We start from the raw sequence: 22,124 nt of genomic DNA on the forward strand, positions 1-22,124 counted from the left end.
TGCCTACGCGAACGCCCCCGCCACGAGGTCCGCGAGCAGCGCTCCGGCGCGGCCGTCCGGGTCCAGGTCCGGGTCGTAGATGGTGACGTTGAGTCCCACGCAGCGCGGGGAGCTGAGCAACACTCCGAGCAGTTCGGCGAGTTCGTCGGGGATCAGGCCGCCGGGGTCGGGGCTGTCGACGGCCGGCATCACCGACGGATCCAGTGCGTCGGCGTCCAGGTGGACCCAGAACCCGGTGGTGGCCGGAGGCTGCAGTCCCGTCAGCGCCGTCCGGGCCACGGGGCCCGCGCCCCGGTCCCGGATGGCCCCGACCGTGGCGGCGAAGATCCCGGCCGCGCGCAGCTCGGGGAGGTCCGGGTCCCCGTCGCGCAGCCCGAAGAGCCGTACGTCCTCGTCGCGCAGGTACGGCCCGAGGCCCTCCAGGTCGGCGAGGCCCGCCTGTCCCCGTCCGGTGGCGAGGGCCAGTTCCTCGCCGCCCGCCGCGCCGACGGGCCCGTTGACGGCCTCGTTGCCGGGATGGCGGAAGTCGGCGGAGCCGTCGATCGCGGCGAGCCCGTACCGCCCGAGCCGGCGCATGGCGAGCGAGGCGCCGAGCTGGATGGAGCAGTCGCCGCCGAGCACGACGGGGAACTCCCCTGCCCGCAAGTGGCCCTCGATCCGGTCGGCGAGGGCGACCGTGTACGCGGCGAGGGGCCCCGCGTGGAACACGCCCTCGCCCTCCTTCCAGTCGCCCCGGTCGTAGCGCGGCGGGACGACGACACCGCCCTCGCGTGCGCCGAGCCGGGCCAGCAGGCCCTGTTCGCGCAGGGCGCCGGCCAGTTTGTAGACGCCGGGTACGGTGCCCGTCGCGGGCGGCCGGAGCCCGAGGTTGGACGGCGCGTCGAGGAGCACGAGGGTTCGCATGGACTCATCCTGTGCGATGCCGGGACCGTGCACGAGGCGTTTCGGCCGAGATCGCCCGGCGTTGGCGGGCCGGCCGGACACGGCCGACGTGGTGCGACGGCGGCGGGAGTCCTTCCGGACGCGGCCTCCGGCCGTGCGGGAGGGCGGTCGGGCCGTTGTTCCCGGGACGGGCACCGGCCCTTGGCCGGGCAGGTTCGGGTTCTCGTTGCCGAAGGGCCCGCCGATGACCGGATCGAGGGCCTCCGCGGGCGGGCAGCACGCCCGCGCGACCCGGCCTGCAGCCCTCCTCGGAGGTACGGGAAATAGGCGTCGTTCCAGACCAGGGCCTGTGGCAGGATCCCGGTGTGATCATCACCCCGAACACCGAAGAACTCCTCCTCGCGGCCGCGCACAACAACGCCGCCTGGTGCGCCGCGGTCTGCCGCGCCGGCGAGTTCACCGCCGAGGCTTGGATCAGTCCGCGCCCGACCCCCCTCTACTACCCCGACGCCGTCACCCTCACCAGGGACACCGACACGGCAGCGCTCGTTGCGGGCATCGACACCGGCTCGCCGCGCGCCTCGGTCAAGGACAGCTTCGCCGCGCTCGATCTGACTCCGGCCGGTTTCGAGGTCCTCTTCGGCGCCCAGTGGATCCACCGCCCGGCGGGCGCTCCCGGCGCCGCCGCCCCGGCCCTGGAGTGGAGCCGGGTCGCGGGCCCGGCCGAACTGGAGGCGTGGGAGACGGCCTGGGACGGCGAGGAGAGCACCGGCCTGTTCCACCCGGGGCTGCTCACCGAGCACGACGGGGAGATCGCCTTCCTCGCGGGCCGGGACGCCGAGGGCCGGATCCTCGCCGGGGCCGCCGCCAACCGCACCGGGGACGTCGTCGGAGTGTCGAACGTGTTCTGCGCCGACGGGACCCCCGACGACGAGGCCTGGGCGGGCGCCCTGACCCTGCTCGCATCGATCTGGCCCGGACTGGCGGTCGTCGGCTACGAGTCCGGCGAGGACCTCGACACGGCGCTGCGCCACGGATTCGCCGCCATAGGCCCGCTCCGCGTGTGGGTCCACACGGGCTGACCGCCGGGGCGTGTTCCAAAGCTCCCGTCCGGCCTCCGGGCGCCCGGCGCTACTCCTGAGGACACGCCCGGGGCGTCCGCCCGGTCACGGCTCCAGCGCGAGCAGCGGAACATCCGTCCGCTCGAAGCCGAACACCTGCGCGTACAGCGAGAGTTCGGCTTCCAATGCCCGGACCATCGTCTGCGCGCGCCGGAAACCGTGCCCCTCGCCCTCGAAGGCGACGTACGCGTGCGGCACCCCCCGCCCCCGCATCGCGGCCAGGAGCCGCCGCGCCTGGGCGGGCGGGCAGACCTGGTCGTCGAGGCCTTGCAGCAGGAGGAACGGCGCGGTGATCCGGTCCGCCCGGGCCACCGGCGAGCGTTCGCGGTCGCGCAGCGCCAGTGTCTGCGGCGGACCGGCCAGGCCGTCGAGGTAGCGGGACTCCAGGTCGTGGGTCTCCTCGGCGAAACCGAGCAGGTCCAGCACCGGGTAGATGATCGCCGCGCACGCGTACAGGCCGGTGGCGGCCAACGAGGCCGCCGCCGTCCAGCCGCCCGCGCTGCCGCCCCGGATCGCGAGCCGGTCCGGGTCGGCGGTGCCCTCGGCGGCCAGGGCGCGCGCCACGGCCGCGCAGTCCTCGACGTCGACCACGCCCCACTGTTCGCGCAGCCGCTCGCGGTAAGCGCGGCCGTAGCCGCTGGAACCGCCGTAGTTGACCTGGACCACGCCGATGCCCCGCGAGGTGAAGTAGGCGATGTGCAGGTCGAGTACGGGCGGCACGTGGTCGGTGGGGCCGCCGTGCGCCCACACCACGTACGGGGGCAGCTCGTCCGCCCGCGCCCGCAGCACGGGATGGTGCGGCGGGTAGACGTGGGCGTGGATCTGCCGGCCGCCCGGCCCCTCGAAGGTCCTGCTCTGCGGCTCCGGGTAGTACGCCGGGTCCACCGGATCCGTCCGCGGGGCGCCGCTGCCGCCGATCGCGCGGGCGTGCCCGGTGGCGGTGTCCAGCTCCACCACCTCGTACCCGCTGCGCGGACTGGCCGCGACCCCGTAGACCCGGCTGCCGCTGACGGCGAGGGTGGGCTGCCAGGCCGTCCACGGCCCGGCGGCGTCCACCAGGTCCCCGCTCACCGGGTCGAGCACGCCGAGCACGCAGGAGCCCTGGCCGTGCAGGACGGCGACGGGCCCGCCCGCGGGTGCGCCCGAGCCGCCGGTTCGGGAGGCGCCCGCCGGGAGGGCGGCGATCCAGCGCAGTCCGGGCTTCCAGAGCGGCCCCCCGAACTCCTCTTCCCGGGGACAGAGGTTGACGGCCGAGCCGCTGCGCGGGTCCACCCGGTAGGGGTTCCACCAGCCGCCCCGGTCGCTCACCGCGAGGAGCGTTCCGTCGGCGGCCCACTCGACCTGCGCGACGGCCTCCTGCGCTCCGCCGAATACGGTGCGGGGCTCCGCGAGCCGGCCGTCCGCCGTGACCTCGGCGAGCCGCAGCTCGGTACCGTCCCACGGCATCCGGGGGTGGTCCCACACCAGCCAGGCCGCTTGCCGCCCGTCGGGCGAGAGCTTGGGCCCGGTGCTGAACCGGTGCCGCCCGTCGGTCAGTTCCCGGATCCGGGACCGCTCGCCGGCCGCCGATCCGTCCAGCGGTACGGCGGCCAGGACCCGGCGCACGTCGGTCGGCGCGGGCCCGGTGAACTCCTCCAGCACGCACCAGACCTCGTCACCGCGCAGCACCGGGTCGGCCCAGCGCAGCCCGCCGCCGACCGCCGAGAGGGGGGTCAGGGGGCGCGGGCCGGGGCTGCCCGGCGCGTCCGGCTCGTAGGCGTAGAGCCGTTGGTCGGCGAAGTGGGAGAACACCACCAGCGGTCCGCCGCCGGGGCGTTCGGTGCCGGCCCAGGGCAGGCCCCCGTACTCGGTGACCCGGCTGCGCACGTTCCACGGCGCCGGCAGCACGCAGGCGGCGGGCCCGCCGTCGGCGGGCAGGCGTACCAGGGCGCGACGGCCGCCCTCGGCCGGTCGGGGCTCGGTCCACCACACCTCGGGGCCGACCGCGCCGACGTACTCGGGACGCCCGTCGAGGCCGGCGGCGAGCGCCGCGTCGATGGGCGAGGGCCAGCTGCCGTAGGGGGCCGTGCGGAGTTCCATCACAGGGCGCGCAGCGCGCGGTCGAGGACGCGGACGCCGAAGTGCAGGGCGTCGACGGGGACCCGCTCGTCCACGCCGTGGAAGAGGGACCAGTAGTCGAAGCCCGGCGGCAGCTTGAGCGGGGAGAAGCCGTAGCCGGTGATGCCGAGGCGGGAGAACTGCTTGGCGTCGGTGCCGCCGGCCATGCAGAAGGGCACCACGCTGCCCGCGGGGTCGAAGGCCTCGACGGATTCGCGCAGGATCCCGTACGTGCGCCCGTCCACGGGGGCTTCGAGGGCCACTTCCCTGTGGTGGAACTCCCAGCGGACGTCTGGTCCGGTGAGCTCGTCGAGGGTGGCGACGAACTCCTCCTCCCCGCCGGGCAGTGTCCTGCCGTCGACGTAGGCGGTGGCACTGCCCGGGACGACGTTGAGTTTGTAACCGGCGCTGAGCATCGTGGGGTTGGCGCTGTTGCGGACGGTCGCCTCGACGATGGCGGCGGCCGGGCCGAGCTTGCCGAGGACGCCTTCGAGGTCGAAGCCGGGGGCCCGGGGGTCCACCGACACGTCTTGGAGGGCGGCGAGTTCGGTGATGCAGGCGGCGACGGTGGCGGTGAGGCGGACGGGCCAGTCGTACTCGCCGATGCGGGCCACGGCGGCGGCGAGCCGACTGACGGCGTTGGCCCGGTTGGGCTTGGAGCCGTGCCCGGCGCTACCGGTCGCGGTCAACTTCAGCCAGGCGGTGCCGCGTTCGCCGGCGGCGATCGGGTAGACGGCCTGGCCGGGTCCGGTGTGCAAGGTGAAGGCCCCGGACTCGCTGATGCCCTCGGTGCAGCCCTCGAAGAGGTCCGCGTGGTGGTCGGCGAGGAAGCCCGATCCGTCGATCGCGCTGTCCTCCTCGTCGGCGGTGTAGGCGATGACGATGTCCCGCCGGGGCCGACAGTCCTGTCCTCTTTCGGCGGCCCGCGCCCAGGCCCGTACGACGGCCAGCACCATCGCGTCCATGTTCTTCATGTCGACGGCGCCGCGGCCCCAGACCACCCCGTCGCGCACCTCGCCCGAGAAGGGGTCCACGCTCCAGTCGGCGGCCTGCGCCGGGACCACGTCGAGGTGGCCGTGGACCAGGAGCGCGGGGGCGTCGCGGTCGGCACCCTCGATCCGGGCCACCACGTTGGTGCGGCCCGGGGAGCGTTCCAGCAGCACCGGTTCCAGGCCCGCGGCCGCCAGCCGTTCGGCGACGTACTCGGCGGCCGGGCGTTCCCGGCAGTCGCCGCCGCCCCGGTTCGTCGTGTCGATGCGGATCAGGCCGGAGGTGAACTCGACGGCCTCGTCGAGTGCCGTCTGGTCGACCGGCGTGCTCCCGCCCGGTTGGGACATGTCAGCCATACTGCTCCTCCACCGCTGCCGAGACGATCGTCGTGACCGCCTTGAAGGTCCGGATCCCCTCGTACATCGTCGCGCTGGTGTACGCGACCTTGCGCTCGCCCGAGCGCGCGACCCCCGGCACGACCGTGGCGGCCATCGCGAGGTGCTCGGCGTCGAACTCGACCTCGAGGGTGAACGGCCCCGCGCTGACGGGTTCGTACCGGACCGCCAGCGCGGTGGCGGCCTTGGCGGCGGCGCGGATGTCGGCGGCCGTGCGGGCGGGCGTGCGGCAGACGGCGGCGTAGCGCGAGACGTGGTCCTTGACGGCGACGGTCAGCGCGTGCGGGGCGTAGCCGGCGGCGTCGACGCAGGTCAGGTCGTCCCCGGTGACCAGGATGACCGGGACCCCGTATTCGGCCACGACGTGAGCGTTGAGCACCCCCTCGCCGGCGCGGATCCCGTTGAGCCAGACCCCGGTGATGGAGTTGGCGAGGTAGGTGTGGGCGAGCACGCCCTCGGCGCCCGCGCCCGTGTGGTAGCCGACGAAGGCGATGCCGTCGACGTCGCCGTACTGGACGCCCTCGACCATGGAGAGGGACTTGTGGCGGCCGGTGAGCATCTCGACGCGCGCGTCGAGCCGCTCCAGCAGCAGGTTGCGCATGGTCCAGTGGGCCTCGTTGACGAGGACCTGCTCGGCGCCCCCGTCGTAGAAGCCGAGCACGGCGGCGTTCACGTCGGAGGTGAACATCGTCCGGCAGCGTTCCCACTGGGGCGTCCCGGGCAGCACGTCGGCGGGCCAGGTGACGCCGGTGGCGCCTTCCATGTCGGCGGAGATGAGGATCTTCATCGGGCCCCCGGGCGGTCGGTAGCGCTCAAGCCCCCACCCTAACCGCCCGGCCCCACCGCCCCCGGGGGCCACGCCCGGCGAGCCCCCGCCCGGCCGCACCCCGTACGGAGCGCCCTGCCGCGCCACCGGCCCCCGGGTCGCCCAGTTCACTCGATCCGGTGAGGCCCGGCCCCCGGCCCCCCCCGGCAACGCCCTTGCTCAGCGCTGGACTTCGGCGGCCAGGTTGTCGAGGAGCGTGTCGTAGATGCGGGCCAGTCCCTTGGGCGCGAAGGTGCGCTCGAAGAAGCCGCCGATGCCGCCGGCGCCGTTCCACACGGTGGTGACGACGGCCTTGGACTTGCCCTCGCCCGCCGGGGTGACCGTCCAGGTGGTGACCATGGAGGAGTTGCGGTCCTTCTCGACCAGCTGCCCGTCGGTCGGCTCGCTGACCTCGAGCAGGCAGTCGCGGACCCGCTTGCTGGTGGCCTGGAGCTTCCAGTGGACGAGGGTGCCCTCGCCGTCGCCGCCCTCGCGCACCTCGTACTCGCTGAAGTGCTCGGGGAGCACCTTGCCCCGGATCCCGGTGTAGTCGGCCAGCGCGTCGAACACGGTCTCCGCGTCCGCCGTGATGATGCGCTCCGTGGTGGCCTCGACCTGCGCCATGGCTACTCCTCCAACAGTGGTGATCTCTCGTCGCCGCAAGCCAACCACCTCCGGGGCGGGCGCCCAAATCCGGGTGCCGGGGCGGGGGGCGCGGCAGCGGTGCGCGTGGCCGCGTCGAACGGTCCGCACGATCATGGGAACATTTGTTCTATTCTCGGGAGCGAGCTACCGAGGGAGGCGCACCATGCGCTGGGACAATCTGACCGGAAAGGCCGAAGGAGCCGACGGAACCGGCGCGGCCGGCGGAACCGAGAAGAGCGCCGCCGCCGGCCCGGCCGCGCTCTTCGGAGCCGACGCCGTCGTCACCCGCACCTTCGACACCCCCGAGTTCCGGGGCATCACCTTCCACGAGGTCCGCGCCCGCTCCCTCCTCAACCGGGTCCCCGGCGCCTCGCGCATGCCGTTCGAGTGGACCGTGAACCCTTACCGGGGCTGCAGCCACGCCTGCGTCTACTGTTTCGCGCGCAAGACGCACGGCTACCTCGACCTCGACACCGGCATCGGCTTCGACTCCCAGATCGTCGTCAAGACCAACGCCCCCGAGCTGCTGCGCCGCGAGCTCGCCTCCCGCCGCTGGACCGGCGCGCACGTCGCGATGGGCACCAACGTCGACTGCTACCAGCGCGCGGAGGGCCGCTACCGCCTCATGCCCGGGATCATCGAGGCACTGCGGGAGCGCGCCAACCCCTTCTCGATCCTCACCAAAGGCACCCTGATCCTGCGCGACCTGCCCCTGCTCCAAGAGGCCTCGGCCGTCACCGACGTCGGGATATCCGTCTCGGTCGGATTCACCGACACCGCCCTGTGGCGCACGGTCGAGCCCGGCACCCCCTCCCCCGGCGCCCGGCTGCAGGCCGTGCGCACGCTCACCGACGCCGGCATCGAATGCGGGGTGCTGATGGCCCCGGTGATCCCCTTCCTCGGGGACTCCCCGGAGCAGCTGCGGGCCACGGTCCGGGCCGTCGCCGAGTCGGGCGCGACGTCCGTGACACCCCTGGTACTCCATCTGCGGCCGGGGGCGCGCGAGTGGTTCACGGCCTGGCTCGGCGAGCACCACCCGCACCTGGTCGAACGGTACGAACGGATGTACGCGGGCGGCTCCTACGCACCGACCTGGTACCAGCGCGCGATCACCCGCCAAGTGCACGAGCTCGCCACCGAATTCGGCATCGGCCCCGGCGGGCGCGGCGCAGCCCGGCGGAACCCCGTGCCCGAGCGGCCGGCCGGGCCCGCACCCGCCGGGCCGGCCCAGCTGAGCCTGCTCTGAGCACCCGCACGGACCGCACGACCCGCCGCAAGGTCATCAGATCGGGCCAATGAGCGGTCCAATCCCGCCTTCCGGGCGCGGGTTCCGGGACCATTCCGCCCAGAACCCTCGGCTGGGAGGCCCCATGCAGTATCCGATCACCAAGCGCGGAACCTCGAAGAAGCGCGCCGCCGTCCTGCTGGCGCTCTCCACCGTCGCGGCCTCCGCGTTCGCGGCTCCGGTCACGGCCGCCGCCCCGGCCGCGCCCGTACCGGCGCCCGCCGCACTGAAGTGGGCCGGCTGCGCGACCCCCCGCTACCCGACGCTCCAGTGCGCCTCCCTCGCGGTGCCCCTCGACCACGACCGCCCCGCCGGACGGCAGATCTCCCTGGCCCTGACCCGGGTCCCCCACACGGCCGCCCGCTCCCAGGGCCCGCTGCTGGTCAACCCGGGCGGCCCGGGGGGCAGCGGCCGCACCCTGGCCGGGTACGTCGCCTCCGCGCTGCCCAAGGACGTCGCCGCGCAGTTCGACGTGATCGGCTTCGACCCGCGCGGCGTCGGCAAGAGCGAGCCCGTCCTGGACTGCGGCGCCGGCCACTTCACCCCCGTGCGGCCCGACTCCGTACCCCTGGACCAGGCGACCGAGCGGGCCAACCTGGAGCGGGTCAGGTCCTTCGCCGAGTCCTGCCAGACCAAGCACGCGGACGTCCTTCCGCACATCGGGACGGTCTCGGCGGCCCGCGACATCGAGGTGCTGCGCAGCGCCCTGCGCGCGGACAGGCTCAGCTACTTCGGCTACTCCTACGGCACCTATCTGGGAGCGGTGTACGCCAAGCTCCACCCCGACCGGGTGCACCGGCTGGTCCTCGACTCGGTCGTGGACCCCGCCGGGGTCTGGTACGAGGACAACCTCGCCCAGGACCAGGCCTTCGACGCCCGCCACAAGGCCTTCCTGGCGTGGGTGGCCCGGTACGACTCCACCTACCACCTCGGCACCGATCCCGCGGCGCTCGAGGCCCGCTGGTACCGGATGCGCGCCGCCCTGCGCGAGAGCCCCGCGGGCGGCAAGGTGGGAGCGGCCGAGCTGGAGGACACCTTCATGCCGGGCGGCTACTACAACGGCTACTGGCCCCACCTCGCGGCGGCCTTCGCGGCGTACGCGGTGCAGGGCGACCCGAAGCCGCTGATCGCCGCGTACGAGCGGTTCGGCGCGGTGGAGCCGTCGGCGGGCAACAGCTACAGCGTCTACACGGCGGTGCAGTGCCGGGACTCGGCGTGGCCCAAGGACTGGAACCAGTGGCGGGCCGACATGTGGCGCACGCACGCCAAGGCGCCCTTCATGACCTGGAACAACGCCTGGTACAACGCGCCCTGCGCGTTCTGGCCCGGCGAGCAGCTGCAGGCTCCGGACGTCACCAACACCGCGCTCCCGCAGGCACTCCTCTTCCAGGCGACGGAGGACGCCGCGACCCCGTACGAGGGCGCGGTGAGCATGCGGCGCAAGCTCGCGGGCTCGGCGCTGGTGGTCGAGGAGGGCGGCGGCAACCACGGCGTCTCGCTCAGCGGCAACAAGTGCCTGGACGAGAAGCTCGGTTCGTACCTGCTGACGGGCAAGGCCGAGGACGCCGTCTGCCCCGCCCAGCCGGTCCCCACGCCGGTTCCGGCGACCCGGGCGGTCCCGACGTCGGCGGGCGGTGCGGCGCTGCACGGCCTGCTGGGCTTCCGGGGCTGACCGGTGGCCGCCCCGGACCGCCTCCCGGCCTCCGCGGCGGTCCAGGTGGCGGCGCTCCTCCGGCCCGAACTGCTGCTGGAGGTGGAGGCCCTCGCGATCGTCCCGGCCGGCGCGCGGACCGTCTAAGCCGTCGCGTCCAGTCCCCGCAGGGCCGCTGTCGCCGCCACCGCCAGCCGGGGGTGCGCCTGGGCCCGGCTCAGGACTTCGCGGGCGCGCTGATCCGCCAGCGCGCCCAGGCCCTCCACGCACGCCAGGGCCACCCGCCAGTACGGGTCGTTCGGTGCGAGCAGCCGCCCCAGCGTGCGGATCAGCGCCGGCGCGGACTCCGGGGCGCGCAGCGCCGCCAGCAGCCGTACGGGGTGCAGGGCGTAGGCCGTGCGCAGTTCGTTCGTCGCCAGGGCCGCCGCCGCGCGGGCGGTGCGGGGGTCGCCGAGGACGGCCAGCGCCCGCGCGGCCGCCTCGCAGCGCGGGGGGTCCCGGTGGTTGAGGAGCAGGACCAGCGATTCGAAGGCCCGCCGGTCGCCGGCCAGGCCCAGCCGGTACGCCGCCAGCTCGCGGGCCCACAGCGGCAGTCCGGCGGAAGTCAGGGATGCGGCCAGGCCGTCGGCGTCCGCCGCGAGCAGCGCCTCGTACTCCGGCGCCGGCCCGGCTTCCGCCCGCAGGCGCTCCAACACGTCGTTCACCCGGCCAGCCTAGTGCTGTGACCCGGTGGACCTTCCCAATCTCCCGGAGTTGGTGACGTGCCCCGGTGGAGCCTTGCTGGAGGCGCGGTTGATCGATGATCGATGATCGGTACATTTGAGCGGCGCAGGTCACATCTGCGCGCCCTGGCGGACCAGTTACCAGCGGGTTACGGTCTCTACAACACGTACGAGGGCGGCCTGGTGACGCAGCCACCTCGTGCCAGTCGGTTCTGCACGACATCTGTACGACCCCACGGCGCGGCCCCGGGACAGGGCTCCGCCGCTTCCGCCCTCCGGGCCACTCCCCTCGGGACCCCCTGGGCCTCTCCGCACGGCTTTCCGTACGGCACCCGCGCGCCGTACGCCGCGCGCTCCCCTCAGTCGTCACCCTCTTCCACTGGAGTCCCGCGATGGACCTTCCGTCCACGTCCAGTCAGTCCTCCCCCTCCAAGCCCGCCCTGCAGACCATCGCGGTCGTCGGTCTCGGCACGATGGGCACCGGCATCGCCGAGGTCCTCGCCCGGGCCGGCCGCGAGGTCGTCGGCATCGACATCAGCGAAGCCGCCGCCCGCCGGGCCACCGCGGCCCTCGCCGCGGCCACCGCCCGCTCCGTCACCAAGGGGCTGCTCACCGAGCAGGAGCGCGAGGGCGTCCTCGCCCGCTTCCGCACCTTCTCCGAGCTGGGCGCCGCCGCCGACGCCGATCTCGTCATCGAGGTGGTCCCCGAGTCCTACGAGCTCAAGCAGCGCATCTTCCGCGAGCTCGACGCGATCGTCCGGCCCACCGCGATCCTGGCCACGGGCACCAACGCCCTGTCGGTGACGCGGATGGCCGCCGAGTCGCAGCGCCCGGAGCGCGTCGTCGGCCTGCACTTCTTCAACCCGGTCCCGGCGATGAAGCTCGTCGAGGTCGTCTCCAGCGTGCTGACGGCTCCGCCGGCCGTCGAGGCGGTCACGGCGCTGGCCCGCGAGCTCGGCAAGGAGCCGGTCGCCGTCGGCGACCGCCCGGGCTTCGTCGCCGACGGCCTGCTGTTCGGCTACCTCAACCAGGCCGCCGCCATGTACGAGGCGAAGTACGCCTCCCGCGAGGACATCGACGCGGCGATGAAGCTGGGCTGCGGCCTTCCGATGGGGCCGCTCGCCCTGCTCGACCTGATCGGCGTGGACACCGCCCGCACCGTCCTGGAGGCCATGTACACGGCGTCCGGGGACCGGCTGCACGCCCCGGCCCCCATCCTCGGCCACCTCGCCGAGGCCGGCCTGACCGGGCAGAAGTCCGGGCGCGGCTTCTACACGTACGAGGCCGCGGGCAGCCAGGTCATCGTCCGCGACCTGCAGACCCCGCCGGACGGGGACCTGGTCCGGGCGAGCCGCCCGGTGAACTCGGTCGGCGTGGCCGGTTCGGGCACGATGGCGAGCGGTATCGCGCAGGTCTTCGCACAGGCCGGCTTCCCCGTGGTGCTGGCGGCGCGCAGCCAGGAGAAGGCCGACGCCGCCAAGGCCGCGATCGGCAAGTCGCTGGGCCGCGCGGTGGAGCGGGGCCGGCTGTCGGCGGAGGCGGCCGCGGCCACCCTGGGCCGGATCACGCCGGCGGGCTCGCTGGAGCCCTTCTCCGAGGTGGACCTGGCCGTGGAGGCCGTCGCCGAGGACCTGGCGGTCAAGCAGGAGCTCTTCCAGGCGCTGGACAAGGTCTGCAAGCCCGGCGCGGTGCTGGCCACCACCACCTCCTCGCTGCCGGTGATCGCGATCGCCCGCGCGACGGCGCGTCCGCAGGACGTGATCGGCATGCACTTCTTCAACCCGGCTCCGGCGATGAAGCTCGTCGAGGTCGTCCGGACGGTGCTGACCGCCGACGACGTGCACGCCACGGTCCGCGGGATCTGCGGTCAGGTGCGCAAGCACGCGGTGGACTGCGGGGACCGGGCCGGCTTCATCGTGAACGCGCTGCTGTTCCCGTACCTCAACAACGCGATCAAGATGGTCGAGCAGCACTACGCCGGCATCGACGACATCGACGCGGCGATGAAGCTGGGCGGCGGCTACCCGATGGGGCCCTTCGAGCTCCTGGACGTGGTCGGCCTGGACGTGTCGCTGGCCATCGAGCAGGTCCTCCACAAGGAGTTCCGCGACCCGGGCCTGGCCCCGTCCCCGCTGCTGGAGCACCTGGTGGCGGCGGGCTGCCTGGGCCGGAAGACCGGCCGCGGATTCCGTGAGTACGCCCCCCGCCGGTAACCGGCGGAAGGCACACGAGCCGGATGCGTGGGGAGGGCTGCTCGGGTCTGCCGGACCCTCACGGCAGGCCGTACCTTCCGAGCCCAGTGCGGGCTCTCCCCCGCATCCATCCCCGTCCCACCCCCCTCGGGAGCGCTCTCCCGTACAAATGAAGTACTTTCGCTCTATGTCCCAGCCCGCCAAGACCTCGCCCCGTGCCTCCTCGGCCTCCGACGCCCCGGAGAGCCCGGCCGGCACCAAGGCGGCCGCGCAGCGGCTCAAGATGCGCCGCGAGCTGGCGGCGGCCGCGATGGAGCTGTTCGCGACCAAGGGGTACGAGGCGACGACGGTCGACGAGATCGCCTCGGTGGCCGGTGTGGCCCGCCGGACCTTCTTCCGGCACTTCCGGTCCAAGGAAGAGGCGATCTTCCCGGACCACGACGACACCCTGACCCGCGCCGAGGCCGTCCTCGACGTGGCTCCGGCCCACGAGCACCCGCTCGACACGGTGTGCCGGGGGATCAAGGAAGTCATGAAGATGTACGCCGCGTCGCCGGCGGTGTCGGTGGAGCGCTACCGGCTCACCCGCGAGGTGCCGGCACTGCGGGAGCGGGAGATCGCCTCGGTCGCCCGCTACGAGCGGCTCTTCACCCGCTACCTGCTGGCCCATTTCGACGAGCAGGACCACCACGACGGCAACGACGACCCGCTGCTGGCGGAGGTCGCGGCCTCGGCGGTGGTGACGGCCCACAACCACGTGCTGCGGCGCTGGCTGCGGGCGGGCGGGCAGGGCGACGTGGAGGCGCAGCTCGATCACGCCTTCTCGATCGTGCGCAAGACCTTCGGCAGCGGGATCGGCGCGGGGCGCACGCTCAACGCGGCGCCGGCGGCCCCCGCCGAGCCGCCGGCCTCGGTCCGTACGCAGGGCGAGGTGCTCGTGGCGGTGGCGCGCACGGACGCGCCGCTGCACGAGGTCATGCGGACCATCGAAGAGGCACTCAGAAACAAGCAGCGCTAACACGCGTGTAGCTCGCGTCACAGCGGCCGCTCCCGTTCCGGGGGCGGCCGCTTTCGTTTGTCCGGGTTGCCCCTACTCGCGGGTAACTCTGATCGATCATCGCTCATCCGCGCAGGTCAATCGGCAAATGAGAGAAAGTTTTGGCACGCGGTGCCTTGCTGAGTGACACGGGGTGCCATACGTTGAATCTCGTCCGGATGTCCCCGCGGCCCAGCCCACTCGGCACGGAACGCGCCCCGGATGCCTGCGTCACCAGGCACCCCGCACGCCCCACCACAGGCAACGCGCAGCTCCACCCTCAGCCGAATCGACGGCGCCCCCCAGCACACCGCTCAACCCGCTCCAAGCAACCCGTTTTCCTCAGCGCACCCTCATCAGCGCACGGCCGGAGGCAATACCGTGAAGGACATCCTGGAAGCGATCCAGTCGCAGAGCGCTACGGCCGCCGACTTCGCGGCCCTGCCGCTCCCCGACTCGTACCGCGCGATCACCGTGCACAAGGACGAGGCGGAGATGTTCGCCGGGCTCACCACCCGCGAGAAGGACCCGCGCAAGTCCCTGCACCTGGACCAGGTCCCCGTGCCCGAGCTCGGCCCGGGCGAGGCCCTGGTGGCCGTCATGGCCTCCTCGGTCAACTACAACTCCGTGTGGACCTCGATCTTCGAGCCGGTGTCCACCTTCAGCTTCCTGGAGCGCTACGGGCGCCTCTCGGAGCTCACCAAGCGCCACGACCTCCCGTACCACGTCATCGGCTCGGACCTCGCGGGCGTCGTCCTGCGCACCGGCCCCGGCGTGAACGCCTGGAAGCCCGGCGACGAGGTCGTCGCCCACTGCCTGTCGGTGGAGCTGGAGTCCTCGGACGGCCACAACGACACGATGCTCGACCCCGAGCAGCGCATCTGGGGCTTCGAGACCAACTTCGGCGGCCTGGCGGAGATCGCCCTCGTCAAGTCCAACCAGCTGATGCCCAAGCCCGACCACCTCAGCTGGGAGGAGGCCGCCTCCCCCGGCCTGGTCAACTCCACCGCCTACCGCCAGCTGGTCTCCCGCAACGGCGCCGGCATGAAGCAGGGCGACAACGTCCTGATCTGGGGCGCGAGCGGCGGCCTCGGCTCGTACGCGACCCAGTTCGCGCTCGCCGGCGGCGCCAACCCGATCTGCGTGGTCTCCAGCCCGCAGAAGGCGGACATCTGCCGGGCCATGGGCGCGACCGCGGTCATCGACCGCAGCGCCGAGGGCTACAAGTTCTGGAAGGACGAGCACACCCAGGACCCCAAGGAGTGGAAGCGCCTCGGCAAGCGCATCCGCGAGCTCACCGGCGGCGAGGACGTGGACATCGTCTTCGAGCACCCGGGCCGCGAGACCTTCGGCGCCTCCGTGTACGTCACCCGCAAGGGCGGCACGATCGTCACCTGCGCCTCGACCTCGGGCTACAACCACGAGTACGACAACCGGTACCTGTGGATGTCCCTGAAGAAGATCGTCGGCTCCCACTTCGCGAACTACCGCGAGGCCTGGGAGGCCAACCGCCTGATCGCCAAGGGCAAGATCCACCCGACCCTGTCGAAGGTCTACTCCCTGGAGCAGACCGGCCAGGCCGCCTACGACGTCCACCGCAACCTCCACCAGGGCAAGGTCGGCGTCCTCGCGCTGGCCCCCGAGGAGGGTCTGGGCGTCCGGGACCACGAGATGCGCGCGACGCACCTCGAGGCGATCAACCGTTTCCGGAACGTCTGAGACCGTTCAAGGGCCAAAGGGACAGCCTGAGATGACAGAGCGCCAGAAAGACCGTCCGTGGCTCATGCGGACGTACGCCGGCCACTCCACGGCCGAGGCGTCAAACGAGCTGTACCGCCGCAACCTCGCCAAGGGCCAGACCGGCCTGTCGGTCGCCTTCGACCTGCCGACGCAGACCGGATACGACCCCGACCACATCCTCGCCCGCGGCGAGGTCGGCCGGGTCGGGGTCCCGGTCTCCCATCTGGGCGACATGCGGCGGCTGTTCCAGGACATCCCCCTGGAGCAGATGAACACCTCGATGACGATCAACGCCACCGCCATGTGGCTGCTGGCGCTCTACCAGGTGGCCGCCGAGGAGCAGGGAGCGGACATCTCCCAGCTCCAGGGCACCACCCAGAACGACATCGTCAAGGAGTACCTCTCGCGCGGGACGCACGTCTTCCCGCCCGGGCCCTCGCTCCGCCTGACGACGGACATGATCGCGTACACGGTCAACCACATCCCGAAGTGGAACCCGATCAACATCTGCAGCTACCACCTGCAGGAGGCCGGGGCCACGCCCGTCCAGGAGATCTCCTACGCGATGGCCACGGCCATCGCCGTCCTGGACTCGGTGCGCGACTCGGGCCAGGTGCCCGAGGAGCGCTTCGGCGAGGTCGTCGCCCGCATCTCCTTCTTCGTGAACGCGGGCGTCCGCTTCATCGAGGAGATGTGCAAGATGCGCGCCTTCGGCCGCATCTGGGACAAGGTCACCCGCGAGCGCTACGGCATCGAGAACGACAAGCAGCGCCGCTTCCGCTACGGCGTCCAGGTCAACTCGCTCGGCCTGACCGAGGCACAGCCCGAGAACAACGTCCAGCGCATCGTGCTGGAGATGCTCGCGGTCACCCTCTCCAAGGACGCCCGCGCCCGCGCCGTGCAGCTGCCGGCCTGGAACGAGGCGCTGGGCCTGCCCCGGCCCTGGGACCAGCAGTGGTCGCTGCGCATCCAGCAGGTCCTCGCCCACGAGAGCGACCTGCTGGAGTACGAGGACATCTTCGCCGGGTCCCACGTCATCGAGGCCAAGGTCGAGTCCCTGGTGGCCGAGTGCCTGGCGGAGATCGACCGGATCCAGGAGATGGGCGGCGCGATGGCGGCCGTCGAGTCCGGTTACCTCAAGGGCGAGCTGGTCTCCTCGCATGCCGAGCGGCGGGCCCGGATCGAGGCCGGCGAGGACAAGATCATCGGTGTCAACTGCTTCCAGCAGACCGAGGAGAACCCGCTCACCGCCGACCTGGACGGCGCCATCATGACGGTGGACGGGGCTCTGGAGGCACAGACCGTCGAGCGCATCGGCCGCTGGCGGGCCGAGCGCCAGGAGTCCACGGACCGCCAGGGCGGCGGCGACCCGTTCGTCTTCCCGACGGCCCTCCAGGCCCTGGACCGGCTGAAGGAGGCCGCGGCGGGCGACGAGAACCTGATGGAAGCCACCCTGGAGTGCGCCCGCGCCGGTGTCACCACCGGCGAGTGGTCGACCGCGCTGCGCGAGGTGTTCGGGGAGTTCCGGGCACCGACCGGGGTCTCCTCGGCGCCGGTGGCCGTGACCGCCGAGGAGGGGACCCCCATGGCCCTCGTCCGTGCGAAGGTCTCCCGTACCGCCGACGAGCTCGGCTCCGGCCGGCTGCGACTGCTGGTCGGCAAGCCCGGCCTCGACGGGCACTCCAACGGCGCGGAGCAGATCGCCGTGCGCGCCCGCGACGCCGGCTTCGAGGTGGTCTACCAGGGCATCCGGCTGACGCCGGAGGAGATCTCCTCGGCGGCCCTGGCCGAGGACGTGCACTGCGTGGGACTGTCCATCCTGTCCGGCTCGCACAGCGCTCTCGTCCCGGACGTGCTCGAACGCCTGCGTGCGGCGGGGGCGGGTGACATCCCCGTCGTCCTCGGAGGCATCATTCCGAATGCCGACGCCGTGGCGCTGAAGGCGGCCGGGGTGGCCGCCGTGTTCACCCCGAAGGACTTCGGCATCACGGAGATCATCGGCCGTATCGTCGACGAGATCCGCAAGGCGAACAAGCTCCACCCGCTCGGCGACGCCGACGACACCGATACCGACCCCAGCGACACCAAGAACACCGCTGCAAGCACGGAGGTCCCCGCATGACCACGCCCTCTTCCCCGGTCAACCGGCTGCGGCCGCGCCGCTCCTGCCTTGCGGTGCCGGGTTCCAACCCCCGGTTCCTGGAGAAGGCCCAGGGCCTGCCGGCCGACCAGGTCTTCCTCGACCTGGAGGACGCCTGCGCCCCGCTCGCCAAGGAAGGCGCCCGCCACACCATCGTGGACGCGCTGAACAACGGCGACTGGACCGGCAAGACCCGCGTGGTGCGCGTCAACGACTGGACCACGCACTGGACGTACCGCGACGTGATCACGGTCGTCGAGGGCGCCGGACAGAACCTCGACTGCATCATGCTGCCGAAGGTCCAGGACGCCCAGCAGGTCGTGGCGCTCGACCTCCTGCTGACGCAGATCGAGAAGACCATGGGCTTCGAGGTCGGCAAGATCGGCATCGAGGCGCAGATCGAGAACGCCAAGGGCCTGGTCAACGTCGACGAGATCGCCGCCGCCTCGCCGCGGCTGGAGACCATCATCTTCGGGCCGGCCGACTTCATGGCCTCGATCAACATGAAGTCGCTGGTCGTGGGCATGCAGCCGCCGGGGTACGGTGCGGACGCCTACCACTACATCCTGATGCGGATCCTGATGGCGGCCCGCATGCACGACCTGCAGGCGATCGACGGCCCCTTCCTGCAGATCAAGAACGTCGACGGCTACCGCGAGGTCGCGGGTCGCGCGGCGGCCCTGGGCTTCGACGGCAAGTGGGTGCTGCACCCGGGCCAGGTCGACGCGGCGAACGAGGTCTTCTCCCCCTCGCAGGAGGACTACGACCACGCCGAGCTGATCCTCGACGCGTACGACTGGTGCACCTCCGAGGCGGGCGGCAAGAAGGGCTCGGCGATGCTCGGCGACGAGATGATCGACGAGGCCAGCCGCAAGATGGCGCTGGTCATCTCCGGCAAGGGCCGCGCCGCGGGCATGCGGCGCACCACCAAGTTCGAGATCCCGGAGGCCTGATCCCGATGCAGTTCGGACGCACCTACGAAGAGTTCGAGATCGGCGCGGTCTACAAGCACTGGCCCGGAAAGACGGTCACCGAGTACGACGACCACCTCTTCTGCCTGCTGACCATGAACCACCACCCGCTGCACATGGACAGCAACTACGCCGAGAACACGACCGACTTCGGCAAGAACGTCGTCGTGGGCAACTACATCTACTCGCTGCTCCTGGGCATGTCCGTGCCGGACGTCTCCGGCAAGGCGATCGCCAACCTGGAGATCGAGTCGCTGCGGCACGTGGCGCCGACCTTCCACGGCGACACCCTCTACGGCGAGACCACGGTCCTCGACAAGACCCCGTCGAAGTCGAAGAACGACCGCGGCATCGTCTATGTGGAGACCAAGGGCTACAAGCAGGACGGCACCCTCGTCTGCGTCTTCAGGCGCAAGGTGATGGTCCCGACCGAGACGTACATCAAGGAGCGCGGCGGCGAGCAGCCCGGCCGCCCCACGCTGAAGGAACAGGGGAAGTAGCCATGGCCCGACTCGCCCAGACCGCCGGGCTGAACGACGTTCAGCGGGAGATCCTCAAGACCGTCCGGGAATTCGTCGACAAAGAGATCATCCCGGTCGCGACCGAGCTGGAGCACCGCGACGAGTACCCGCAGGCGATCGTCGACGGCCTCAAGGAACTCGGCCTCTTCGGCCTGATGATCCCGGAGGAGTACGGCGGCCTGGGTGAGTCGCTGCTCACCTACGCGCTGTGCGTCGAGGAGATCGCGCGTGGCTGGATGTCCGTCTCGGGCATCATCAACACGCACTTCATCGTGGCGTACATGATCAAGCAGCACGGCACCCAGGAGCAGAAGGACTACTTCCTTCCGCGCATGGCGCTGGGCGAGGTGCGCGGCGCGTTCTCGATGTCCGAGCCGGGGCTCGGCTCCGACGTGTCGGCCATCACGTCCAAGGCGGTGAAGGACGGCGACGAGTACGTCCTGAACGGCCAGAAGATGTGGCTCACGAACGGCGGAACGTCCACCCTGGTGGCCGTACTGGTGCGCAGTGACGAAGGACACCCGGACGGCACCGCGCCCCACAAGTCGATGACGACCTTCCTCGTGGAGAAGGAGGCCGGCTTCGGTGAGGTGCGTCCCGGCCTGACCATCCCGGGCAAGATCGACAAGATGGGCTACAAGGGCGTCGACACGACCGAGCTCATCATGGACGGACTGCGCATTCCGGCCAATCGGGTGCTCGGCGGCCAGACCGGCCGAGGGTTTTACCAAATGATGGACGGCGTCGAGGTCGGCCGCGTCAACGTGGCGGCCCGTGGCTGCGGCGTCGCGCAGCGTGCATTCGAGCTGGGTGTCTCGTATGCCCAGCAACGTCATACTTTCGGCAAGGCCATCGCCGAGCACCAGGCGATCCAGTTCAAGCTGGCCGAGATGGCTACCAAGGTCGAGGCCGCCCATGCGATGATGGTCAATGCAGCACGCAAAAAGGACTCCGGGGAACGAAACGACCTCGAAGCAGGGATGGCGAAGTACCTCGCCTCCGAGTACTGCAAGGAGGTGGTGGAAGACGCGTTCCGCATCCACGGCGGCTACGGTTTCTCGAAGGAGTACGAGATCGAGCGTCTCTACCGGGAAGCGCCGATGCTGCTCATCGGCGAGGGTACCGCCGAGATCCAGAAAATGATCATCGGGCGACGCCTGCTCGAGGAGTACCGACTCCAGGGCTGAAAGTCCCTTTTGCGGGGAATCGTCCAGTGGTTTTCCGCAAAAGAGTCACTACCAGTCACTGGCCGGCGGTCATCGACTCGGCTTCTGGCTTGCCCAGTTGTTGCGTGCAACCGATAGCATTCCAGTAAAGCCGCCGTCCCGTCCCCCTGTTTGCGGCGCGGCATCACCCGCTACGAAGGTCATCCATGCCCCACAGCCAAACCTCTGCACCTCGCGTCGGCCTCCTCGGTGGACGCCTCGCGCGCGGAGCATCGCCGTGGCTTCTGCCGACCGTCGCCACCGCCGCTCTCAGCCTCGCCCGGGCCCGCAAGTCCGGACGCTGGGCGGCGGTAGCCGTGCCCACCACCGCGCTCGCGGCGGGCATGCTGTGGTTCTTCCGCGACCCCGAGCGTGAGATCACGCAGGGCCGGGTCATCTCGCCCGCCGACGGTGTGGTGCAGAGCATCATGCCGTGGAAGGACGGGCGGACCCGGGTCGCGATCTTCATGAGCCCGCTGAACGTGCACGTCAACCGCGCGCCCCTCGCGGGCACGGTGACGTCCGTGGAGCACATCCCCGGCGGATTCGTTCCGGCGTTCAACAAGGAGAGCGAGAACAACGAGCGCGTTGTCTGGCACTTCGACACCGAGCTCGGCGACATCGAGATGGTGCAGATCGCCGGCGCCGTCGCCCGCCGCATCGTCCCGTACCTGCCGGCCGGCTCCAAGGTGGAGCAGGGCGAACGCATCGGTCTGATCCGCTTCGGCTCGCGCGTCGACATCTACCTCCCGGAAGGCGTCGAGGTCGCGGTCGAGGTCGGTCAGGCCACCACCGCGGGGGTGACCCGAATTGACCGTGACTGACCCTGAGACCCCGGCCGCAGGCTGGGTGCCCGAGGCGTCCGAGGAGGAGTCCGCCGAGGACGACATGCCGCTGTCACTGCGGCTGTCGATAGCGGACACCCTCACCCTCGGCAACGCGACGTGCGGATTCATGGCGGTGTACTTCACCACCACCGGGATCCTCATTCCGCACCTCACCGGCAGCGGCGAGTCGGGCATGGCCCGCAGCAGCGCCGCGACGGCCGTGATACTGATGCTGCTCGCCGCGGTCTTCGACCTCTTCGACGGCATCGTGGCCCGCAAGCTGCGCAGCTCCCCGATGGGCGCCGAGCTGGACAACCTGTCCGACCTGATCAGTTTCGGGCTGGCTCCCGCCTACTTCGTGCTCGTCTACGGCATGGTCGCCGTGGACGCGGTCCAGAAGATGTCGGCGCTGGCGGCGATCGTGGTCCTGCTGGCCGTGGTGCTGCGCCTCGCGAGATTCAGCTGCGTGACGATGAAGGACGGCATGTTCCAGGGCATGCCGAGCCCCTTCGGCGCGCTGACGGTCGTCTCGATCGTGCTGCTGGAGCTGCCGTTCGTCCCGACGCTGCTGGCGATCATCGGGGTGGCGTGGCTGATGGTGAGCCGGGTCGAGTACCCCAAGCCGCGCGGTGTCCTCGCGGTGGCGATGCTGAGCTGGATCGTCGGCGCGATGGGCCTGCTGGCGGCGTGGGCGTTCGACGCGCCGGGCGGCGGGCTGCTGCTCCAGACCGGCTGCGCGCTGCAGATCGCTCTGGCGGCGACCATTCCGCTGTTCGCGACGACCCGTCGCGCGAACACGTTCCGCCACAACCGTCGTGAGGCGCGGGCCACGCAGGCCCCGTAAGCCACGGCTGTACGCACGCGAGAGGCCCCCGGCCGCCACACGCGGCCGGGGGCCG

At 71.7% G+C, this 22,124-nt stretch carries 18 protein-coding genes and 1 pseudogene; 13 read left to right on the forward strand and 6 right to left on the reverse strand.

The features are described 5' to 3' along the window. Positions 1-3: 3 nt before the first annotated feature. The gene (locus ACFWBY_RS34850) at positions 4-903 is read right to left on the reverse strand and encodes an arginase family protein (RefSeq protein WP_385335752.1); all 900 of its coding nucleotides are present in this window, start codon (positions 901-903) and stop codon (positions 4-6) included. A gap of 344 nt (positions 904-1,247) precedes the next feature. Here ACFWBY_RS34850 and ACFWBY_RS34855 point away from each other — a divergent pair, with 344 nt between their 5' ends. Further along, positions 1,248-1,964 carry a hypothetical protein gene (locus ACFWBY_RS34855; protein WP_385335754.1) on the forward strand — a complete coding sequence of 239 codons (717 nt, stop codon included), beginning with the start codon at positions 1,248-1,250 and terminating at the stop codon, positions 1,962-1,964. Positions 1,965-2,048: 84 nt separating this feature from the next. Here the strand turns inward: ACFWBY_RS34855 and ACFWBY_RS34860 are convergent, their stop codons facing one another. The 4 genes from ACFWBY_RS34860 to ACFWBY_RS34875 form a co-directional block, all read right to left on the reverse strand. After that, positions 2,049-4,082, reverse strand: a complete 2,034-nt coding sequence (locus ACFWBY_RS34860) for a prolyl oligopeptidase family serine peptidase (protein ID WP_385335756.1) — start codon at positions 4,080-4,082, stop codon at positions 2,049-2,051. Next, entirely contained in the window at positions 4,082-5,446 is a 1,365-nt protein-coding gene (locus tag ACFWBY_RS34865; protein ID WP_385335758.1) for a M20/M25/M40 family metallo-hydrolase, read from the reverse strand. Before ACFWBY_RS34865 ends, ACFWBY_RS34860 begins: the two co-directional genes overlap by 1 nt. Beyond that, the gene (locus tag ACFWBY_RS34870; RefSeq protein WP_385335760.1) at positions 5,439-6,272 is read right to left on the reverse strand and encodes a M55 family metallopeptidase; all 834 of its coding nucleotides are present in this window, start codon (positions 6,270-6,272) and stop codon (positions 5,439-5,441) included. Before ACFWBY_RS34870 ends, ACFWBY_RS34865 begins: the two co-directional genes overlap by 8 nt. Positions 6,273-6,470: 198 nt before the next feature. Next, positions 6,471-6,914 carry an SRPBCC family protein gene (locus ACFWBY_RS34875; protein WP_385335762.1) on the reverse strand — a complete coding sequence of 148 codons (444 nt, stop codon included), beginning with the start codon at positions 6,912-6,914 and terminating at the stop codon, positions 6,471-6,473. Between the two features lie 184 nt (positions 6,915-7,098). Here ACFWBY_RS34875 and ACFWBY_RS34880 point away from each other — a divergent pair, with 184 nt between their 5' ends. The 3 genes and pseudogenes from ACFWBY_RS34880 to ACFWBY_RS34890 form a co-directional block, all read left to right on the forward strand. Next, a complete protein-coding gene (locus tag ACFWBY_RS34880) occupies positions 7,099-8,181 on the forward strand; it encodes an Rv2578c family radical SAM protein (protein WP_385335764.1) in 1,083 nt (360 codons plus the stop codon). Positions 8,182-8,305: 124 nt separating this feature from the next. Next, positions 8,306-9,892, forward strand: coding sequence for an alpha/beta hydrolase (locus ACFWBY_RS34885; protein ID WP_385335766.1), 1,587 nt, complete (start codon positions 8,306-8,308; stop codon positions 9,890-9,892). Between the two features lie 15 nt (positions 9,893-9,907). After that, a pseudogene (locus ACFWBY_RS34890) lies at positions 9,908-10,018 on the forward strand (RidA family protein); the annotation flags it as partial. On the opposite strand, the gene ACFWBY_RS34895 reads toward ACFWBY_RS34890, so the two are convergent. Beyond that, entirely contained in the window at positions 10,015-10,575 is a 561-nt protein-coding gene (locus ACFWBY_RS34895) for a HEAT repeat domain-containing protein (protein WP_385335768.1), read from the reverse strand. The pseudogene ACFWBY_RS34890 and the gene ACFWBY_RS34895 sit on opposite strands and share 4 nt — an antisense overlap. A 410-nt stretch (positions 10,576-10,985) precedes the next feature. On the opposite strand from ACFWBY_RS34895, the gene ACFWBY_RS34900 reads away from it, so the two are divergent. The 9 genes from ACFWBY_RS34900 (at position 10,986) to pssA (ending at position 22,069) form a co-directional block, all read left to right on the forward strand. Further along, a complete protein-coding gene (locus ACFWBY_RS34900; protein WP_385335770.1) occupies positions 10,986-12,806 on the forward strand; it encodes a 3-hydroxyacyl-CoA dehydrogenase family protein in 1,821 nt (606 codons plus the stop codon). A gap of 166 nt (positions 12,807-12,972) precedes the next feature. Continuing rightward, the gene (locus ACFWBY_RS34905) at positions 12,973-13,803 is read left to right on the forward strand and encodes a TetR family transcriptional regulator (protein WP_385335771.1); all 831 of its coding nucleotides are present in this window, start codon (positions 12,973-12,975) and stop codon (positions 13,801-13,803) included. Between the two features lie 399 nt (positions 13,804-14,202). After that, complete coding sequence (ccrA, locus tag ACFWBY_RS34910; protein ID WP_385335773.1) at positions 14,203-15,540, forward strand: crotonyl-CoA carboxylase/reductase; 1,338 nt, start codon at positions 14,203-14,205, stop codon at positions 15,538-15,540. 31 nt (positions 15,541-15,571) lie between these two features. Continuing rightward, positions 15,572-17,683: a protein meaA gene (locus tag ACFWBY_RS34915; protein ID WP_385335775.1), complete on the forward strand. Its 2,112-nt coding sequence runs from the start codon at positions 15,572-15,574 to the stop codon at positions 17,681-17,683. Further along, positions 17,680-18,654, forward strand: a complete 975-nt coding sequence (locus ACFWBY_RS34920) for a CoA ester lyase (protein WP_214950631.1) — start codon at positions 17,680-17,682, stop codon at positions 18,652-18,654. The genes ACFWBY_RS34915 and ACFWBY_RS34920 overlap by 4 nt, the downstream gene beginning before the upstream one ends. 5 nt (positions 18,655-18,659) lie before the next feature. Continuing rightward, positions 18,660-19,172 carry a MaoC family dehydratase gene (locus tag ACFWBY_RS34925; RefSeq protein WP_243341651.1) on the forward strand — a complete coding sequence of 171 codons (513 nt, stop codon included), beginning with the start codon at positions 18,660-18,662 and terminating at the stop codon, positions 19,170-19,172. 2 nt (positions 19,173-19,174) lie between these two features. Beyond that, positions 19,175-20,380, forward strand: a complete 1,206-nt coding sequence (locus ACFWBY_RS34930; RefSeq protein WP_385335778.1) for an acyl-CoA dehydrogenase family protein — start codon at positions 19,175-19,177, stop codon at positions 20,378-20,380. Between the two features lie 185 nt (positions 20,381-20,565). Then, positions 20,566-21,222 (forward strand): phosphatidylserine decarboxylase, encoded by a 657-nt coding sequence (locus tag ACFWBY_RS34935; RefSeq protein WP_385335780.1) that lies wholly within the window; start codon positions 20,566-20,568, stop codon positions 21,220-21,222. 25 nt (positions 21,223-21,247) lie between these two features. Beyond that, positions 21,248-22,069 carry a CDP-diacylglycerol--serine O-phosphatidyltransferase gene (gene pssA, locus ACFWBY_RS34940; RefSeq protein WP_385409749.1) on the forward strand — a complete coding sequence of 274 codons (822 nt, stop codon included), beginning with the start codon at positions 21,248-21,250 and terminating at the stop codon, positions 22,067-22,069. Positions 22,070-22,124: the final 55 nt, after the last annotated feature.

Source organism: Streptomyces sp. NPDC060049 (assembly GCF_042736715.1).
In the GTDB taxonomy this organism is placed as follows: Bacteria; Actinomycetota; Actinomycetes; order Streptomycetales; family Streptomycetaceae; genus Streptomyces.

What these genes read in the sequence shown, in the direction of transcription:
- ACFWBY_RS34850 (WP_385335752.1), bottom strand. Translation starts at nt 903, where the DNA reads ATGCGAACCCTCGTGCTCCTCGACGCGCCGTCCAACCTCGGGCTCCGG.
- ACFWBY_RS34860 (WP_385335756.1), bottom strand. Translation starts at nt 4,082, where the DNA reads ATGGAACTCCGCACGGCCCCCTACGGCAGCTGGCCCTCGCCCATCGAC.
- ACFWBY_RS34865 (WP_385335758.1), bottom strand. Translation starts at nt 5,446, where the DNA reads ATGGCTGACATGTCCCAACCGGGCGGGAGCACGCCGGTCGACCAGACG.
- ACFWBY_RS34870 (WP_385335760.1), bottom strand. Translation starts at nt 6,272, where the DNA reads ATGAAGATCCTCATCTCCGCCGACATGGAAGGCGCCACCGGCGTCACC.
- ACFWBY_RS34875 (WP_385335762.1), bottom strand. Translation starts at nt 6,914, where the DNA reads ATGGCGCAGGTCGAGGCCACCACGGAGCGCATCATCACGGCGGACGCG.
- ACFWBY_RS34880 (WP_385335764.1), top strand. Translation starts at nt 7,099, where the DNA reads ATGCGCTGGGACAATCTGACCGGAAAGGCCGAAGGAGCCGACGGAACC.
- ACFWBY_RS34885 (WP_385335766.1), top strand. Translation starts at nt 8,306, where the DNA reads ATGCAGTATCCGATCACCAAGCGCGGAACCTCGAAGAAGCGCGCCGCC.
- ACFWBY_RS34900 (WP_385335770.1), top strand. Translation starts at nt 10,986, where the DNA reads ATGGACCTTCCGTCCACGTCCAGTCAGTCCTCCCCCTCCAAGCCCGCC.
- ACFWBY_RS34905 (WP_385335771.1), top strand. Translation starts at nt 12,973, where the DNA reads ATGTCCCAGCCCGCCAAGACCTCGCCCCGTGCCTCCTCGGCCTCCGAC.
- ACFWBY_RS34915 (WP_385335775.1), top strand. Translation starts at nt 15,572, where the DNA reads ATGACAGAGCGCCAGAAAGACCGTCCGTGGCTCATGCGGACGTACGCC.
- ACFWBY_RS34920 (WP_214950631.1), top strand. Translation starts at nt 17,680, where the DNA reads ATGACCACGCCCTCTTCCCCGGTCAACCGGCTGCGGCCGCGCCGCTCC.
- ACFWBY_RS34925 (WP_243341651.1), top strand. Translation starts at nt 18,660, where the DNA reads ATGCAGTTCGGACGCACCTACGAAGAGTTCGAGATCGGCGCGGTCTAC.
- ACFWBY_RS34930 (WP_385335778.1), top strand. Translation starts at nt 19,175, where the DNA reads ATGGCCCGACTCGCCCAGACCGCCGGGCTGAACGACGTTCAGCGGGAG.
- ACFWBY_RS34935 (WP_385335780.1), top strand. Translation starts at nt 20,566, where the DNA reads ATGCCCCACAGCCAAACCTCTGCACCTCGCGTCGGCCTCCTCGGTGGA.